Origin of the sequence: Halomarinibacterium sedimenti (genome assembly GCF_019312585.1) — a bacterium.
Classification (GTDB): Bacteria; Bacteroidota; Bacteroidia; order Flavobacteriales; family Flavobacteriaceae; genus Halomarinibacterium; species Halomarinibacterium sedimenti.
Genome location: NZ_JAHWDP010000003.1, coordinates 523,125 through 540,500, shown reverse-complemented (window position 1 = coordinate 540,500; position 17,376 = coordinate 523,125). Strand labels below are relative to the sequence as shown.

The window sequence follows — 17,376 nt, the reverse complement described above, 5'->3', positions numbered from 1 at the left end:
CAAAATGTCTATTTTAAGCGGTAAAAAAATATTACTTGGTGTTACTGCCGGTATCGCTGCTTATAAAAGTGCAATTCTAGTTCGTTTATTAGTAAAAAAAGGAGCTGAAGTAAAAGTTATTTTGACGCCTTCGGCAAAAGAATTTGTTACACCCTTAACACTTTCTACCCTTTCTAAAAATGAAGTTTTATCGTCTTTTACAGACGAAGAAAATGAAAATGCCCAATGGAATAACCATGTCGAGTTAGGCCTTTGGGCAGATTTATTTATAATAGCTCCTGCTACAGCCAATACACTTTCTAAAATGGCTACGGGTAATAGTGATAACTTATTGGTTGCGACCTATCTTTCGGCAAAATGCCCGGTCTATTTTGCGCCTGCGATGGACTTAGATATGTATCAACATCCGTCAACAGAAAAAACATTCGATAAACTAAAAAGCTTTGGTAATATTATCATTCCTGCGACACATGGGGAATTGGCTAGTGGATTAATTGGGCAAGGACGTATGGCAGAGCCTGAGGATATTGTTTCTTTTATTGAAAACGATATTGTAAAAAATCTACCCTTACGCGGAAAAAAAATAATGATTACAGCGGGACCAACGTATGAGGCTTTGGATCCTGTTCGATTTATTGGAAATCATTCCAGTGGAAAAATGGGCTATGCTTTGGCAAATATAGCGGCTTCTATGGGAGCTGAAGTTACACTCATATCTGGCCCAAGTCACCAAACAGTTAGGTTTGACACAATATCCCTCGTCAAAGTGACCTCTGCCAAGGAAATGTACGATGCTGCTCATAAAACTTTCCCAAAAGCAGATATCGCAATTTTAAGTGCAGCCGTGGCAGACTACCGTCCCAAAACTGTTGCTAAGCAAAAGATTAAAAAGAAGGAAGATGCCTTCAATTTGCACTTAGAAAAAACAGAAGATATTTTAGCTTCTTTAGGAAGAATAAAGAAACATCAGTTTTTGGTAGGGTTCGCTCTGGAGACTGAAAACGAACTTGATAATGGAAAAACTAAGCTTCAGAAAAAGAATTTAGATTTAATTGTATTAAATTCGCTTAACGATAAAGGAGTTGGATTTGGTGCAGACACCAACAAAGTGACGCTCTTAGCGCCAAACAATAAAGTGACCCCTTTTTCAGTTAAAGAAAAAGAAGAAGTAGCAAGAGATATTTTACAATACATTTTAGATAACATAGATGCGTAACATTATTACTTTATTTTTTTGTGGATTATGTGCAGTGGCTATTCAGGCCCAAGAGCTTAACGCTACTGTTACCATAGATGCAGAGCAAACAGGACAACCTAATTATCAAGTGTTTAGAACACTAGAAGATCAGCTTACAGAGTTTTTAAATAATACAACTTGGACAAATAGAGAGTTTAAAAATCAAGAGCGAATCGATTGTAACTTTACTTTGATTATTTCCAGTTTCGAATCGACAAGTTTCTCAGGATCTTTGCAAGTTCAATCTTCTAGAACGGTTTTTAACTCTACTTACGACTCGCCTATGTATAATTACAACGATAGGCAATTCAATTTTGAATATTCAGAGTTTCAACCCCTAGTGTTTAATATAAATACATTTGATTCTAATTTAGTTTCTGTATTGGCATATCACGTGTATACCCTTATAGGCCTTGACGCAGATTCTTTTGCTCCAAATGGTGGAGATGAATTTTTTGTTATTGCAAAACAAATTGTAAATAACGCTGCATCTAGTAATTTTAGTGGTTGGAAAGCTACCGATGGTAGCCAGTCTCGATACAGATATAATGATGCTATTGTTTCCAATGTTTACCAAGAATATAGAGATGCATTATATACTTATCATAGGCTTGGACTCGATAAAATGGAGAGTAATACACGAGAAGGCAAGCTTAAAATTATCGACGCCATTGCTCAACTTAAAAGTGTTAATGATCGTAGACCCAATTCTTATCTTTTACGAACATTCTTTGATGCTAAATCTGATGAAATAACTAGCATTTTTTCTGGAGGCCCTCAAGTCGACATCAATACTTTGGTGACAAATTTAAACAGAATTGCACCTACTCGTCGTAGTAATTGGAGCAACATAAGATTATAATTTCTTTTCTTGTTAAAAATATAAATCTCCCTTACTTTAGGGGTGTACTTTTGTATCTAATAAAGCCAAAACAATAGACCCTTGGTAGCCAGTCTTTCAATAAAAAATTATGCCTTAATTAAAGATATACGAGTAGATTTTAACTCGGGTCTAACTATTGTTACTGGTGAAACGGGTGCTGGAAAATCCATATTACTAGATGCTTTGTCTTTGGTTTTAGGGAAAAGAGCAGATATAAAAGTGGTGAGAAATCCATTAGAGAAATGTATCGTGGAAGCAGAATTTCATATTGGGCATTATAATCTAAAGGATGTTTTTTCAAGGTTAGATTTGGATTATGAAGACCATACTTTTTTAAGGAGAGAGATTCTTCCCAGTGGTAAATCCAGAGCTTTTGTAAATGACACACCCGCTTCATTGCAGCAAGTACAGACTTTAGGAGAATATTTAATTGATATCCACAGTCAATTTGATACACAAAGCCTTTTTTCTGAAAAATACCAATTAGAAATAATTGATACACTTGCAGGCAATGAAAATAGACTTAGTGAGTATACTATTGCATTAAGAGAGTTTTATGAAGTAGCGGAACGACTCGATAAACTAATTGAAGCTAAGGAGAGTGCGGCAAAGGAATGGGATTACAACCAATTTTTATTTGAAGAATTAAAAAGTGTAGAGCTTTCCAAAATAGATCAAATAACATTAGAAGAAACTTTTGAAAAGCTTAATAATGCCGAAGAAATTCAAGAAGTGCTATCAAAAGCCTCTCAACTTATTTTTGAAGAAAATATAGGTTCCTTAGTTACGGTAACTGAAATAAGGCTCCAACTTTCCAAGATAAAGGCTTATAGTCAATCCTATGAAGATTTATGGAATCGTATCAATTCACTTCACATTGAATTAGAAGATCTTGCCGAGGAATTGCAAGATTCTGCTGAAAGTTTGGAGGCAGATCCTGAATTATTGGAACAAGTTAACAACACCCTTCAGAATCTATATAGACTACAACAAAAACACCAGGTTTCTACTATTGAAGAACTTCTGCATATAGAAAAGGAACTAGCATTAAAAGTGTCAGATTTTGAAACAATTGACGATAAAATTTCAGAGGCAAAACAAAAGAAAAAAGACCTTGAGGTGTCTCTAAAGAAATTCGGAGAATCGATACATGAAGAGCGTAAAAAGGTCTTTCCCAAATTAAAAGAAAAGTTAGAGTTCTATTTAAAAGATTTGGGATTGCCAAACGCACAATTTCTGTTTGAGTTGAAACCAACTAATCAATTTAGGAAAAATGGAACTGATGAATTGGCATTGCTTTTTTCGGCAAATAAAGGGGTTGTGCCAGGGCCTATTCAAAAAATTGCATCTGGCGGAGAATTAAGCAGGGTAATGCTTTCTTTAAAAGCGGTAACGGCTAGCTTTAAGAATCTTCCTACCATTATTTTTGATGAAATTGATACGGGTGTATCGGGGGAAATTGCTCATAAAATGGCTTTAATTTTGTCTCAGATGAGTAAAAAGGGGCAACTCATTAGTATCACACATTTACCACAAATTGCGGCCAAAGGTGATTATCATAAAAAGGTATTTAAAGTAGTGGGTAAAGAAAGCACAATTACGCAAATCACAGAATTAACATTGGAAGAACGTATTGTTGAAATTGCACAAATGATTGGCGGAAGTTCTGTGAGTGAATCGGCAATTGCACATGCAAAACAATTATTGAATTAATGTATATTTACAAAATAACTAAACAACTTTACTATGGCTTATAACTTATTAAAAGGGAAAAGAGGAATTATATTTGGTGCCTTGGACGAGAATTCAATTGCTTGGAAAACGGCCGAGAGAGTTCATGAAGAAGGAGGTGCAATTGTGTTAACCAATGCGCCCATAGCCATGCGTATGGGTCAAATTAATGAATTGGCGAAAAAAACAGGTTCGCAAATAATTCCAGCAGATGCTACTAGTATAGAAGACCTTGAAAACCTTGTTGAAAAGGCCATGGAGATTCTAGGTGGGAAATTGGATTTTGTGCTTCATTCTATTGGGATGTCTGTAAATGTTAGAAAGGGAAAACACTATACAGATCAAAATTACGATTGGACGCATAAAGGATGGGATGTTTCTGCACTTTCTTTTCATAAAACCATGCAAGTATTGTATAAAAAGGATGCTATGAATGAGTGGGGAAGTATTGTAGCTTTAACTTACATGGCTGCACAAAGAGTATTTCCAGACTATAACGATATGGCAGATAATAAGGCTTATTTAGAATCTATTGCGAGAAGTTTTGGGTATTTCTTTGGTAAGGATAAGAAGGTAAGGGTGAATACAATTTCACAATCTCCAACACCAACCACAGCGGGTCAAGGTGTAAAAGGATTTGATGGTTTTATAGCGTATGCTGAAAAAATGTCTCCTTTGGGAAATGCTACTGCCATGGATTGTGCGAACTATACCATTTCTCTTTTTAGCGATTTAACTAAGCGAGTTACCCTTCAAAACCTATATAATGATGGTGGATTTTCGAATATGGGAGTAAGTAATGAAGTAATGGAAGGCTTTATAAAGTAAAAATTTAAAAAAAACAAAAAATAGAAAACCAGCGGTATAGCTGGTTTTTTTTGTTTTTTATCGAAAAAAAGTAAGCATTTCAAAATAAAAAAAAATCTTGTTTGAAAAATCTTTTGAAGTTCCCTTTTTTTTGAATATTTTTAACTCTTATTAACTAATCTATTAATATAAATTATGAAAAAATTTACTTTATTAATTGCAATGCTTTTATGCTTTGTGGCTTTTGGTCAGAAAGGTACGAGTACGCCAACATTGGAATCTCCAACGAAAGCGACTCAAAAAGCAGAAAAAAAACAAGTTTCTAATCAGGACTCGTATGCTAGTCTTGTTGATTATCCTGAAAACCTTTTACCTGAATTTAAAGTTAGAGCAGCTACTGCCAAGGCAAAAAAAGTTACCGCTTCTAACAAACAACTAGGTAAACTTCAGAATCGTTCAGCTTCAAACCAAACTATAAATGCGGTTCCAGCTGAACAAAATGTGAATTCTTTAGGGAATAATAATCCTATTGTTCTTCAAAGATTTCAAGACATTAAGCTTCCTAAGAGAAACACAAATGCCGCGGACCTTAATGTATCAACTTTAGGTTCAAACAATCCTGTTGTTTTTCAGAGAACAAGCCTAGAGCAAGTTTTGCCATTACCTCAGCAAGCTCCTAATGCAGCAGAGTATTCAAATCCATCTAGAGGAATTGTAGGTACTACCTATAGGACTTCAAACTATAATGGAATTTCCTATCACAATCTAGGTGGTGAGAGACAAGCACCTGTATTGGCTTACTCTAGTGGTCCTTACTTTGGTATAGCTGGTCCTCCAGATGTTAGTATGTTACAAGATGCTACATTAGGTATGGGAACTTATGGTTCTAATGCCAATACTGGAGCTAACTTCAGAATAGCTGATGATATTATTTTAGCCGATGATTACGATATTACTTCATTGGTATTTTATGCATATCAAACAGGAGCACCAACTTCTCCTGCTTCCATTCAAGAAATTAACGTTCAAATTTGGGACGGAGATCCTTCATTAGGTGGAAGTTCTGTAATATGGGGTGATAATGTGACTAATGTTTTATCTAACAAAGTATGGAGTAATGCCTACAGACAATTAGAAAGTGCTCCTGGAGCTACCAATAGAGCAATCCAAGAAATTACAGTTGATGTTACTGGCCTATCTCTTGCAGCTGGTACTTATTGGGTAGATTTTAGCTATGTAGGAGATGCTGGTTTTTCAGGTCCTTGGCAACCACCAGTAAATATTCTTGGACAATCTGCTACTGGTAATGCAATGCAATCTAATGCTGGAGTTTGGACTCCTTTAGTGGATATAGATGCTCAAGGAGTGCCTATTGATGTTTATGGTGATTGTACTAGTTGTGGTGGAGGTGGAGGCCCTTGTTCCGAAGAGAATCCTAACGATTTCACCTTCGAAAACGGTCTTAACTGTTCTTCTGCATCTGCTTTCCAAACTGCAAACGACTTAACTGTTGGCGCAGACGAAGATTTTGAATTAAGTCAAATAACTGCTAGTATTTTCGCCAATGGTGGAATTTCTTTAGTAGATGTTATATATTATGACAATGCAGGTGGATTACCTGGAACTGTTATAGGTTCTGAATTAGGTTTAGTTCCATCTAGTCAAGCGGTAATTGGATCTAACTTTGGTTTCGATGTAAACGAAATCGTATTAGACGTAACACCATTTACCTTTGCTGGTCAAGCAGGTGTTCCAACTACGTATTGGGTAGAATTATCTGTTACTGATGGTGGTGCAACTGGCTCCGTATTCTGGGTAGTTACTTCATCTTCTTCTGTAGGAAATAGTACTGCACTATTCGACGGTGGATGGGCAATATTTGACCCTGCATTAGATGGTGTTTACATCTGGGATGGAACTTGTATTCCACTTGGTGGTGGAGGTGGAGGTCCTTGTGATGAGGAGAATCCAAATGATTTCACCTTCGAAAACGGTCTTAACTGTTCTTCTGCTTCAGCTTTCCAGACTGCAAATGATGTAACTGTTGGTGCAGATGAAGATTTTGAATTAAGTCAAATAACTGCTAGTATTTTCGCCAATGGTGGAATTGCTTTAGTAGATGTTATCTATTATGATGATGCAGGTGGATTACCTGGAGCTGTTATAGGTTCTGAAGCAGGTCTAGTTCCATCTAGTCAAGCGGTAATTGGATCTAACTTTGGTTTCGATGTAAACGAAATCGTATTAGACGTTACACCATTTACCTTTGCTGGTCAAGCAGGTGTTCCAACTACGTATTGGGTAGAATTATCTGTTACTGATGGTGGTGCAACTGGTTCAGTATTCTGGGTAGTTACTTCATCTTCTTCTGTAGGAAATGGTACTGCACTATTCGATGGTGGATGGGCAATATTTGACCCTGCACTAGATGGTGTTTACATCTGGGATGGAACTTGTATTCCACTTGGTGGTGGAGGTGGAGGTCCTTGTGATGAGGAGAATCCAAATGATTTCACCTTCGAAAACGGTCTTAACTGTTCTTCTGCTTCAGCTTTCCAGACTGCAAATGACGTAACTGTTGGTGCAGATGAGGATTTTGAATTGGATCAAATAACTGCTAGTATTTTCGCCAATGGTGGAATTGCTTCAGTAGATGTTATCTATTATGATGATGCAGGTGGATTACCAGGTGCTGTTATAGGTTCTCAAGCGGGAATCGTTCCAACTACTCAAGCGGTAATTGGATCTAACTTTGGTTTCGATGTAAACGAAATCGTATTAGACGTTACACCATTTACCTTTGCTGGTCAAGCAGGTGTTCCAACTACGTATTGGGTAGAATTATCTGTTACTGATGGTGGTGCAACTGGTTCAGTATTCTGGGTAGTTACTTCTTCTACTTCTGTAGGAAATGGTACTGCACTATTCGATGGTGGATGGGCAATATTTGACCCAGCATTAGATGGTGTTTACATTTGGAGTGGAACTTGTACCCCTATTGGTGGTGGAGGTGTTACATATGACGATTGTGAAGGAGCATTAGAAATTAGCTGTGGTGACACTGTTATTGGCGATACTCTTTCAGCTACTGTTGATGCTGTAGATGATTGTGACCCAGGAACTCCTGATGCTCCTGGTGTATGGTATAAGTGGACTGATACTTCTGGACTTCCAGCTAATGTACTTCTTTCTACTTGTAGCCCTAATACTGATTACGATACTCAAATTGCTGTTTTCACAGGTGACTGTACAGGTGGCTTAGTTTGCCTTGCGGCTAATGATGATTCACCAAATTGTACAGACTTCCAGTCTGAAGTAGAATTTGAGAGCGATGGTAGTTCAACTTACTATTTCATGATTCATGGATTTGGAGGTGATACAGGTACATTCGAATTAAGCATGTCTTGTACCCTTATTCCACCAGACAACGATATGATAGTTAATGCTATTGATCTTGATGAGGTAGGATGTCCATTTACTGATGAGGATGTTGTTATGCCAGCAGCCACTACTGAAAATGGTACTCCAACTGACTGTGATATTACTGGTGCTGCCGGTGTATGGTATAAATTTACTCCAGAAGGTGATGGATTTATAACTGGAACAATCGCAACTCCTGGACCAGGAGTAGGATCGACTAACTTAACTGTTAATAATGGTCCTTTAGCAGGTGATTATAATCCTGTTGCAGCTAGTTTTGGTGGAGCTATACCATTAGATCCGTTAACAGAAGATGCAGCTGTTGTTATTGATGATGATACAACAGGTGATCCTAACGATGCTTGTGACCCTGTTCTCAATGGTGTTGATTTAAACGGCAAGATTGCTGTTTTAAGACGTGGTTCTTGTGAATTTGGTGTTAAAGCCTTAGCCGCTCAGAATGCTGGAGCAGTTGCAGTGGTTGTGGTAAACAACCAACCTGGCGACCCTATCGTTATGGGAGGTGGAGCAGTTGGAGATCAGGTTACAATACCTGTAGTTATGATTTCTGATGTTGAAGGTGAGCCAATTATTACAGAACTATTAGCAGCGAATACAGTTAATATGAGCTTGTGGTCAGTATTTGCTGATGTTAGTTCAGTTACCTTCTATACCGCTCCTGATGAGACTTCTACCGAAGACGAATTAGTATTGGTAGACTGGTGGCAAAACCAATGTTTGCCTAGCGTTACTGCTACTATTCCAGTAGTTGCTGGTCAAGCGTATTACTGTTTTGTAGTGAACACTGGAGCTGTAACTGATATCATCTTTGATAACTGTCAGTTAAGTGTTGATAGTAATGAAATCGAAGGATTTGCATTCTATCCAAACCCTGCAAATGATAGATTAAATCTAACATCTATTGACAATATTGATAGTGTAGCTTTATATAACATTTTAGGTCAAAAGGTAATTGACTTAAATGTTAACGCTACTACTACTCAAGTAGATGTATCAAGACTATCTGTTGGTACTTACATTTTGAAGGTTTCTTCTAATGGTCAAACAGGTACTTACAAGGTTATTAAAAAGTAATTTTTTCTAATTTATAATTTAAGCCACTCCATTTATGGAGTGGCTTTTTTTATTGCGTATTTTTGCAGCTATGCAATTATCTTTTTCTTTTATTATCCCTGTTTACAATCGTCCCGATGAAATAAGGGAATTACTTGAAAGCTTTTTAAAAGTTGAAGGAAACTCTCAATTTGAAATTGTTATAGTGGAAGACGGTTCATCTCTTTCTTCAGAAAATGTTGTAAATGAATTTAAACCCGCCCTTCAAATATCCTATTTCAGTAAACCAAATAGTGGACCTGGAGATTCAAGGAATTTTGGAATGCGATATGCTAAAGGAAATTACTTTATCATTTTAGATTCCGATTGCTTATTACCACCACATTATTTTTTAACTGTTTCAAATTTTTTAACCTATAAGTATACAGATTGTTATGGAGGAGCAGATGCTGCTCATGATAGCTTTTCACCTCTTCAAAAGGCTATTAACTATTCAATGACGTCTTTTTTAACCACAGGAGGAATAAGAGGTAAAGTAAAGAGTATTCAAAAGTTTGAACCGCGTAGTTTTAATATGGGTATTTCCAAAAAGGCATTCGAAGCGACTCAAGGGTTTTCAAAAATTCACCCAGGTGAGGATCCAGATTTATCACAACGAATTATAAAAGGTGGATTTAAAACTCAGTTTATACCTAATGCCTATGTATATCATAAGCGAAGAATTTCATGGAATAAATTTTACACACAAGTTAAAAAGTTTGGATTGGTAAGACCCATATTAAATAAATGGCATCCCAAGTCCGAAAAAATCACCTTTTGGCTTCCTACATTATTTATCTTTTTTGTGCTACTATCGATTCTATTTTCAGCCCTAGTTAATATTTTATTTTTAGCACCGTTAATACTCTATCTTTTCTTTATTTTAGTGGATAGCAGTATCAGGAATAAAAGTATTTATGTTGGAGTGTTATCATTAATTGCCGTTTTTGTGCAATTTTTTGGATACGGGTTAGCTTTTTTGAAATCTACATTTTACATAAAATATTTAAAGAAAAATCCGAAGCAACAATTTCCACAGTTATTTTTTGATTAATTTTAATGAATGGTTTCAGAAAACACAAAAAATAAAAACCCAAAAATAAAATCGTTTCTCTTTTTTCTTTTATTGGCTACCCTTTTTTGGTTTTTAACGAAGTTTTCTAGAGATTCTGAAGCAACCTTAACAACTACTTTAGACTACATAAATATTCCGGATTCTTTAGTCCTTACTAATGATAATGTAAAAGAAATCACTTTTGATGTTTCTGGAAATGGATTTCAATTGTTGTCACACAAATTGAGAAAAACCTCGTTAAAAATTGATGTTAGCGCCTATTATAAAGAAGAAGATAGCATTATAGTTCTTCCATTACAGGATATTCAGAAATTAATTTTGAAGCAGCTAAACCTTTCAGATATAAAAAATATATCTGAAACAGAGCTTATGTTACACCTCGATAAAAATGCTAGTAAAAGGATTCCTATTTCTTTACAATCCCATATATCTTTTAAGGATGGGTATTTTCAGAAAGGTAAAATAAAAATTATGCCAGATTCTGTTGACATTTCTGGACCTTCGGAAGAGATAGATACTATCACCTTCATTCCCACACAACTATTTAAAAGAAAAGATGTTTCCAAAGGGTTAACTGAAACTATTAATTTAATAAAACCACAAAATAAAAAAGTGGTACTCAATCCCAAAAGTGTGAGTATAAGGATAGAAGCTGAAGAATTTTCTCAAATGACAATGGAAATCCCTGTTGAGGTTATTAATCTTACTGAAGGGACCGAACTTAAATTATTCCCTGAAAGTATAGAAATTACTTTCGATGTTTCCATAAAGGATTTTGGAAACCTAACAATCGATGATTTTAAAATTATTTGTGATTTTTCGGAGAGAATAGAAGAAGGAAGTTTTATGATACCTAAACTTATAAAGCATCCAGAAAATCTTCAGCACCTTGAGTTGGAAACAAAAAAAGTAGAGTTTTTAATATTTAAATAATTTGAAAATAGTTGGACTTACTGGTGGAATTGGAAGTGGGAAAAGCACTGTAGCTGGCTTCTTTAAAGAACTTGGCGTTCCTGTGTATATTGCCGACGTTGAAGCTAAACGAATTACAAATACTTCAAAAATAGTTCGCCGAAAGGTCATAGCACTTTTAGGAGAAAAAAGTTTTGGTACAGAAGGACTGAATAGATCGTTTGTTGCCAAAAAAATATTTAATGATAAAGAATTACTTAATCAAGTAAATAATATAATTCACCCTAAAGTAAGACAACATTTTGCCAGATGGGTTAAAAAACAAAAAGGCCATTATTGTATTAAGGAAGCAGCTATCCTTTTTGAAAGTGGCGGACATACTCAATGCGATTATATAATATTGGTGACAGCACCAGAGTCTATAAGAGTTGAAAGAATATTAAAACGCGACCCTATCACCCGTAAAGAAGTACAATCTAGAATGGACAATCAATGGCCAGATGAAAAAAAGATACCCCTTGCAAGCTTTGTTATAGAAAATACGAACCTAGCGGAGACAAAAAAGCAAGTTAAGGACATACATCACCGTATTTTAAAGGGTTAATATTATAAAAATTCTTCACTTCTGTTAACATTTGGTTAAATGGAAAGTAATCTAAATGTTAAAATCTTAATTTTGGAATATGAACAAAAAGCTTTTTGCGCTTCTTATTGGTTCCATGTCGTTGTCCCTATTAGGAATAATTTTTGTTCAAGGGTATTGGATTAATAATGCCTATCAGGCAAAAGAAGATCAATTTACTCTTAGTGTAAGGCAAATTCTTATTGAAGTTGCTAAAAAAGTTCAGTTACAAGAAACAGAAAATTATTATAAATTATATAGCGGACTCGTAGACAGCCTTAAGACACCAGAGAATGTAAGCGTTAGTGAGCTTATTTATAGAATTGCGAATGAAAATAAAAACGAAACGGTTATTTTTTCAGACGGAATCATCGAAGAAGATTATAAGCTTTCTTCTTTCTTTTTAGATACCGAATTTGATACCATTCAGTTTAAAAAAATAACAAATCAAAAGAAGACAACAAAAATAATAGGAAGTCCTGATGGTAGCGGGTTTACAGAAGAAACCAAAATAGATTTTAATCGAATGCGAGATTTTGAAAAGCAGCAGTTTCAAGATGCTGTTAGTAATATCACTTCAAAAACTCCTATTCATAACAGAATATCCTCGAAAGACCTTGAAGAATTAATTACCAATGAAGCGAGAGAAAGAGGAATTAAATCAAAATTTGAATTTGCTGTTTATAGTAATGAACTGGCGACAAAAATACGATCTAATGGATTTCAATTAAATCCAGAAAGTACATATGGAGTTCCTTTATTTGTGAACGATACATTTAATACAAATTATCAACTCTATGTAAATTTTTCAGACAAAGGAAAAGAGGTCGCCAGTACTATTTTAGGTATGGCATTGTTGTCCTTGGCTTTTACAGGGGTTATCATTTTAGCGTATTCAAATGCTTTAAAACAGTTATTTAGACAAAGACAGATTTCGCAGATAAAAACAGATTTTATAAATAACATGACCCATGAATTTAAAACACCTATTGCCACAATTAATTTGGCTTTAGATGCGTTAAAAAATCCAAAAGTCGCAGAGAATAAAGAGTTTATTGATCGTTATTTGAAAATGATTCGGGAAGAGAATCGACGAATGCACGCACAAGTTGAAAACGTTTTACGTATTTCTAAACTTGAAAAGAATGAGTTAGATCTTCCAAAAGCACGAATAAAACTGCACGATATTGTAGAAGATGCAGTAACACATATTAGCCTCATTGTTGAAGATAGGGGTGGTTATGTGAATACCCATTTAGAAGCAATGAAATCTTCTGTATTGGGTAACGACTTACACCTTACCAATGTGGTGGTGAATATTTTGGATAATGCGGTAAAATATTCTGAAGATGAACCTAAGATTGATATCTATACCGAGAACGTGAAGAATAGTATTATGTTGAAGATACAAGATCAAGGTATGGGTATGAGTAAGAATGTACAAAAGAAAATATTTGAAAAATTTTATCGCGAACATACAGGCGATATACATAATGTAAAAGGGCATGGGCTTGGTTTAGCGTATGTTAAAAGAATTTTAGACGACCATAATGCCGAAATTTACGTAGATAGTGAAAAAGGAAAAGGTAGTACCTTTATAATAAAAATGCACTTAATATCTTAAAATATGGAAACTGTAAACAAGAAAATTTTATTAGTAGAAGATGATCCAAACTTTGGGACAGTTCTCAAAGATTACCTAACCATGAACGACTATACCGTTACACATGCAAAAAACGGTATGGAAGGATTTGAAAAATTTAAAAAAGACGATTATGATCTTTGCATCCTTGATGTCATGATGCCTTACAAAGATGGTTTCACCTTAGCAAAGGAGATTAGAGAGAAAAATCAAGAAGTACCTATTATTTTCCTTACTGCTAAGGCAATGAAAGAAGATGTCATTAAAGGGTACAAGGTTGGTGCCGATGATTACCTTAATAAACCCTTTGATAGTGAAGTGTTATTAATGAAAATAAAGGCCATTGTTCAAAGAAAATCGACAGATTCGATTGCAGATAGCAAACAATTCGATTTTACTGTTGGAAACTTCCAGCTTAATTCAAAACTTCGTTTTCTAACTTATAAAGGAGAATCGCCCATTAAATTGTCTCCAAAAGAGAACGATTTATTACGACTTTTGGCACTGCATAAAAACGATTTAATGCCACGTGAATTAGCGCTTACAAAGATTTGGAGAGATGATAACTATTTTACTTCACGTAGTATGGATGTGTATATTGCCAAGCTAAGAAAGTATCTAAGTAAAGATGATGATGTAGAAATTATCAATATTCACGGAGAGGGATTCCGATTGGTAGTGAAAAGTGAAGTAGACCTATAAAATTTTTAAAATATTAAGTGTAAAAACGCCCTTCCCTTTATTGGGACAGGGCTTTTTTAATATAATTTTCAATTTCAATAAGTGGTGTTTTATAATCAAACCATTCAATAGTTGCGTTTTTCCGAAACCAAGTACCCTGCCGTTTGGCAAATCTTCTCGTATTTTTTTTAATCTCCGAAATGGCCTCTTCCAAATTCAATGTACCATCAAAATAATCGAACAATTCTCTATAACCAACGGTTTGCAAAGCATTTAAATGTCTAAACGCTTTCAATTTTTCAACTTCTTTAAGGAGTCCATCCTTTATCATCAAATCAACGCGCTGGTTTATTCGTTCATAGATAACCTCCCTATCTGCGGTTAAACCAATATATAGTGTATCAAAATTTCGATTGATCTCTTTATTTTTTCGGAATGATGAAAAGGGCTTGCCAGAAGCTTTGCAAACTTCCAGTGCTCTTATTACTCGCTGTGTGTTTTGAATATCCACTTCTTCAAAATACACTGGATCGAGTACCTTTAATTGTTTTTGAAGGTATTCAATTCCTTTTTCTTCAAATTGAGATTTTAGTTGTTTCCTTATATTGTATGGCACCTCGGGAAAAGAATCCAATCCTTTCACCACGGCGTCTACATATAATCCGGAACCGCCTACCATAAGTACTACTTGGTGTTTCTTAAATAATTCTTCAAGTAGTTCAATGGCATCTCTTTCAAAATCGCCTACACTATAATTTTCAGAAATACTTTTATTTTGAATGAAATAGTGTTTAGCAGAATTCAATTCTTCTTTTGTAGGAACCGCAGTGCCAATGGTCATTTCTTTAAAAAATTGACGGGAATCTGCCGAAATAATTTCGGTATTAAACGCGTTTGCTAATTTTATAGAAAGTGCAGTTTTGCCTATAGCCGTGGGTCCTACAATACAAACAAGTAAAGGTTTCAAGGCAACCATTTTTAGTTTTCAACCTTTAAACTTTCACCACATTTATGGCAAAATTTAGCATCATCACGATGTTTACTTTCATTACAATTAGAACAAACTTGGGTGTTTAGGTCTACCTTGACTTTACCTTTGGTCATTTCAGCAGTAACAATTCCTGTAGGAACTGCAATAATACCATATCCTAAGATCATAATAACTGAAGCTATGAATTGCCCTAAGGGTGTTCCAGGGGAGATATCACCATATCCTACAGTGGTAAGTGTAACAATACACCAGTAAATACTATGAGGAATATTGGTAAATCCATGCTCAGGTCCTTCGACCAGATACATTAGGGTTCCAGCAATAATTGAAACAATAATAACAGTAAATAAGAATATTAAAATTTTAGCACGACTCTGCAGTAAAGCAATTTTTAACTTGTTAGACTCCCCAATATATCTGGTTACTTTTAGAATTCTAAAAACTCGCAACAATCGTAAGGCTCTTACCGTAAGTAAGTAGTTGCTGCCCACTAATATAAATGAAAGATATAACGGGATGGTAGATAGAAAGTCAACGATTCCATAAAAACTGAAGACATAATTCCATGGTTTTTTTACAGTTAGAATTCGTAAAATGTATTCTATGGTAAAAAATATGGTAATCACCCATTCTCCTATATATAAAATAAAATATACAGTTTCTGGAAGTCCTCTTACGCTCTCAAGCATCACAAAAATTACGCTTAATAGAATAAGAGATAATAATACTAAATCAAAAAGTTTACCATTAGGGGTATCTGCCTCATAGATAATATCGTGAATTTTATCACGCCAAACTGTTGGGAGTTTAATCTTCAATTTTTGATTTTAATATTTAAAAATACGCAAGTTTCCTTAATCTACCGTATCTGGGGCTAAATTTACTACTTTTAAGCCTTTATTCTTCCTAAGATAGGACTGAATAATATGTTGAGAATCCCTATTGTCTTGCATGGGGGTAATGATTGATTTTAATACTTCAGGATTATTGATTTGGTAGTTTAAACTGAAAAATCCAAAGCCTATATATTTGCCGTTTTCTATTAAAATAGCCGATCGTTCATCGATATCTCTACCTTTATCAATTATAAGCATATGTTTATTGGCGTAACTATTATTCTCTAAAAATACTTTAACGCGAGCATTATATTCTTCGGTGGACTCTTTTTCAATACACGCTCCATGGCATTCTTTAATACTGTGGAGAAAGCAACTGGTCTTAGTTTCATAAAGCCCGGTAAGTTTTTGGCAAAGTTGATGTGTTTCGGTAATTCTATATAAAGTTGATTTGGCTTGCTGATAGTTGGTAAACGTTGTCACGGCTTTCTTTCGGCTATCGGCTTTGTCTATTCTTAAATTAATATAGCCTTTTTCATCAGTAAAGCTTGAAAGCTGATACTGAAAAAGTGTTCTTCGTAAAGCTCGATTATAAATAGGCTTGTTCCTCTTTATTTCTTCACTCTCCTTCAATAAGGCTATTAATTCACTACCTGTTTTCTCAAAGGTCACATCGGCTACTTCTAACTGAATTTTTTTCGACTTTCTATTGTCGTTTGTAAAATGCTGAATGAGCCTTTTTTTAATATTCTTGCTTTTACCAATGTAAATAATAGTACCATCACTTCGGTGCATATAATACACTCCGGTTTCGGTAGGGGCATTTTCAATAAGATCGAGAAGTTTGGGTTCCAATTGGCGTTTGGGGTCTTTACGAACCATTTTTTGGATAATCTCTTTTGCGGTATCCCTAGCCAATAACATTTTAAAAAGGGCGACGGTTGCCAACGCATCCCCTTGTGCACGATGTCTGTCACTTATTGGGATGCCTAAGGACCGAGTTAATTTTCCTAAACTGTAAGAATCCTTCCCAGGAATCAATTTTTTTGAAAGTTCTACTGTACAAAGCGTATCCTTTTCAAAATCATAGCCTAATCGGTCAAATTCTGTGGTGAGAATTCTATTATCAAATTGAGCATTGTGAGCTACTACTACTGCGCCATCGGTAATTTCAATAATGCGTTTGGCTACTTCATAAAATTTTGGAGCGTTTCGAAGCATTTCATTATTAATCCCCGTTAGATTTACCACAAAAGGCTGAATGCTTCGTTCTGGATTAATGAGACTAATAAATTGATCGACGATTTTGTGTCCGTCGAAACGATAAATAGCAATCTCAGTAATTCCCTCTTCATTGTATTTTCCACCTGTGGTCTCTATATCTAAAATTGCGTACACTTATAAGGGTTCTTGGTTAAAGGTTTTG

At 35.1% G+C, this 17,376-nt stretch carries 13 protein-coding genes; 10 read left to right on the top strand and 3 right to left on the bottom strand.

The features are described 5' to 3' along the window. Positions 1–4 precede the first annotated feature (4 nt). The 10 genes from coaBC (at position 5) to KXJ69_RS09735 (ending at position 14,144) form a co-directional block, all read left to right on the top strand. Positions 5–1,216 carry a bifunctional phosphopantothenoylcysteine decarboxylase/phosphopantothenate--cysteine ligase CoaBC gene (gene coaBC / locus KXJ69_RS09780; protein ID WP_219052905.1) on the top strand — a complete coding sequence of 404 codons (1,212 nt, stop codon included), beginning with the start codon at positions 5–7 and terminating at the stop codon, positions 1,214–1,216. Then, entirely contained in the window at positions 1,209–2,099 is an 891-nt protein-coding gene (porD, locus tag KXJ69_RS09775; RefSeq protein ID WP_219052904.1) for a type IX secretion system protein PorD, read from the top strand. The genes coaBC and porD overlap by 8 nt, the downstream gene beginning before the upstream one ends. A gap of 81 nt (positions 2,100–2,180) precedes the next feature. After that, positions 2,181–3,833: a DNA repair protein RecN gene (gene recN / locus KXJ69_RS09770; protein ID WP_219052903.1), complete on the top strand. Its 1,653-nt coding sequence runs from the start codon at positions 2,181–2,183 to the stop codon at positions 3,831–3,833. Positions 3,834–3,866: 33 nt separating this feature from the next. Next, positions 3,867–4,679 carry an enoyl-ACP reductase FabI gene (locus tag KXJ69_RS09765; protein WP_219052902.1) on the top strand — a complete coding sequence of 271 codons (813 nt, stop codon included), beginning with the start codon at positions 3,867–3,869 and terminating at the stop codon, positions 4,677–4,679. Positions 4,680–4,853: 174 nt separating this feature from the next. Continuing rightward, positions 4,854–9,173: a T9SS type A sorting domain-containing protein gene (locus tag KXJ69_RS09760; RefSeq protein WP_219052901.1), complete on the top strand. Its 4,320-nt coding sequence runs from the start codon at positions 4,854–4,856 to the stop codon at positions 9,171–9,173. A gap of 70 nt (positions 9,174–9,243) precedes the next feature. Further along, on the top strand, positions 9,244–10,245 hold the full coding sequence (locus tag KXJ69_RS09755; protein ID WP_219052964.1) for a glycosyltransferase family 2 protein: 1,002 nt from the start codon (positions 9,244–9,246) through the stop codon (positions 10,243–10,245). Positions 10,246–10,254: 9 nt separating this feature from the next. Beyond that, on the top strand, positions 10,255–11,199 hold the full coding sequence (locus KXJ69_RS09750; RefSeq protein ID WP_219052900.1) for a CdaR family protein: 945 nt from the start codon (positions 10,255–10,257) through the stop codon (positions 11,197–11,199). Position 11,200: 1 nt separating this feature from the next. Further along, a complete protein-coding gene (gene coaE / locus KXJ69_RS09745) occupies positions 11,201–11,782 on the top strand; it encodes a dephospho-CoA kinase (RefSeq protein WP_219052899.1) in 582 nt (193 codons plus the stop codon). Between the two features lie 79 nt (positions 11,783–11,861). After that, positions 11,862–13,424 carry a sensor histidine kinase gene (locus tag KXJ69_RS09740; protein WP_219052898.1) on the top strand — a complete coding sequence of 521 codons (1,563 nt, stop codon included), beginning with the start codon at positions 11,862–11,864 and terminating at the stop codon, positions 13,422–13,424. A gap of 3 nt (positions 13,425–13,427) precedes the next feature. Beyond that, positions 13,428–14,144, top strand: coding sequence for a response regulator transcription factor (locus KXJ69_RS09735; protein ID WP_219052897.1), 717 nt, complete (start codon positions 13,428–13,430; stop codon positions 14,142–14,144). Between the two features lie 37 nt (positions 14,145–14,181). On the opposite strand, the gene miaA is transcribed toward KXJ69_RS09735, so the two are convergent. Genes miaA through KXJ69_RS09720 form a run of 3 tightly spaced genes read right to left on the bottom strand, consistent with a single transcriptional unit; the run spans position 14,182 to position 17,348 of the window. Continuing rightward, positions 14,182–15,099, bottom strand: coding sequence for a tRNA (adenosine(37)-N6)-dimethylallyltransferase MiaA (miaA, locus tag KXJ69_RS09730; RefSeq protein WP_219052896.1), 918 nt, complete (start codon positions 15,097–15,099; stop codon positions 14,182–14,184). Between the two features lie 2 nt (positions 15,100–15,101). Further along, the gene (locus tag KXJ69_RS09725) at positions 15,102–15,932 is read right to left on the bottom strand and encodes an ion transporter (RefSeq protein WP_219052895.1); all 831 of its coding nucleotides are present in this window, start codon (positions 15,930–15,932) and stop codon (positions 15,102–15,104) included. A gap of 36 nt (positions 15,933–15,968) precedes the next feature. Then, positions 15,969–17,348, bottom strand: a complete 1,380-nt coding sequence (locus KXJ69_RS09720; RefSeq protein WP_219052894.1) for an exonuclease domain-containing protein — start codon at positions 17,346–17,348, stop codon at positions 15,969–15,971. Between the last annotated feature and the right edge of the window lie 28 nt (positions 17,349–17,376).

What these genes read in the sequence shown, in the direction of transcription:
- coaBC (WP_219052905.1), top strand. Translation starts at nt 5, where the DNA reads ATGTCTATTTTAAGCGGTAAAAAAATATTACTTGGTGTTACTGCCGGT.
- porD (WP_219052904.1), top strand. Translation starts at nt 1,209, where the DNA reads ATGCGTAACATTATTACTTTATTTTTTTGTGGATTATGTGCAGTGGCT.
- KXJ69_RS09765 (WP_219052902.1), top strand. Translation starts at nt 3,867, where the DNA reads ATGGCTTATAACTTATTAAAAGGGAAAAGAGGAATTATATTTGGTGCC.
- KXJ69_RS09760 (WP_219052901.1), top strand. Translation starts at nt 4,854, where the DNA reads ATGAAAAAATTTACTTTATTAATTGCAATGCTTTTATGCTTTGTGGCT.
- KXJ69_RS09755 (WP_219052964.1), top strand. Translation starts at nt 9,244, where the DNA reads ATGCAATTATCTTTTTCTTTTATTATCCCTGTTTACAATCGTCCCGAT.
- KXJ69_RS09750 (WP_219052900.1), top strand. Translation starts at nt 10,255, where the DNA reads ATGGTTTCAGAAAACACAAAAAATAAAAACCCAAAAATAAAATCGTTT.
- KXJ69_RS09740 (WP_219052898.1), top strand. Translation starts at nt 11,862, where the DNA reads ATGAACAAAAAGCTTTTTGCGCTTCTTATTGGTTCCATGTCGTTGTCC.
- KXJ69_RS09735 (WP_219052897.1), top strand. Translation starts at nt 13,428, where the DNA reads ATGGAAACTGTAAACAAGAAAATTTTATTAGTAGAAGATGATCCAAAC.
- miaA (WP_219052896.1), bottom strand. Translation starts at nt 15,099, where the DNA reads ATGGTTGCCTTGAAACCTTTACTTGTTTGTATTGTAGGACCCACGGCT.